The sequence below is a fragment of the Sulfitobacter sediminilitoris genome, from assembly GCF_010667575.1.
Taxonomy (GTDB): domain Bacteria; phylum Pseudomonadota; class Alphaproteobacteria; order Rhodobacterales; family Rhodobacteraceae; genus Sulfitobacter; species Sulfitobacter sediminilitoris.
The window spans coordinates 1-849 of the sequence record NZ_JAABNT010000081.1; the positions used below are offsets into that span (position 1 = coordinate 1).

1 pseudogene is annotated in these 849 nt (G+C 54.9%); it reads right to left on the bottom strand.

The features are described 5' to 3' along the window. Window positions 1-774 (bottom strand): annotated as a pseudogene (locus GV827_RS23200) (IS5 family transposase); the annotation flags it as partial. Between the last annotated feature and the right edge of the window lie 75 nt (window positions 775-849).

Here is an 849-nt window from a genome sequence, read left to right on the forward strand (position 1 = left end):
TAGGCAGCCGACTCATAAAACTCGATCCACAGCCTGACCGATGCTAGTTTGATCATCGATAGGAAATTGCGTGACGTCTTCTCATATCGGGTTGCGATACGGCGGAACGAGGCTTTCAGCCTGCCAAAGAAACGCTCGATTTTGTTGCGTTCTCGGTAGATTTCAGCATCAAATTCGGCGGGCAGTTTGCGGTTGGCCTTGGGAGGGATCACGTCGATAGCGCCCTGTTCCCAGATCAAGTCTCTGATCCAGTCTGCGTCATATGCTTTGTCCGCGAGCACATGTTGGCCAGGTTGCAAATTGTTCAGTAACGTCTTGCACGGCGGCGCGTCATGGGCTTGGCCGGGGGTCAATTCATATCGGATCGGCAGCCCATCCTGATTGGTAAGTGCATGTATTTTCGTGCCTAACCCGCCCCGTGAGCGACCTAAACAGCGGCGCGGGTCTTTTTTTGAGAGTCGTGGCGGAATGATGCGCGCGCACGCTGGTCCCGTCGACCATCACTGTATCCACGTTATGCGCGTCGGCGATAGCGTCCATGATCCGGTCCCAGTGGCCCGCATAGCTCCACCTGTTGAAGCGGTTGTAGACCGTTGTCGGTGGGCCGTATTCGCTGGGCAGATCGGCCCAAGGTATGCCGGTGCGCAGGACATAGAAAATGCCGTTGATCACGCGACGGTCATCCACCCGCTTCTTGCCGCGCGTTTTATTAGGCAAGACAGCTTTGATGAATTCCCATTCCAGATCGCTCATGTCTGATCGCGCCACTTGCATCCTCCCGCCCGTTGTTTGGGCGAAATGAATCACAAACCTATGCCGCTAAACAAGAATTAATGGGTGTGCTGCCTA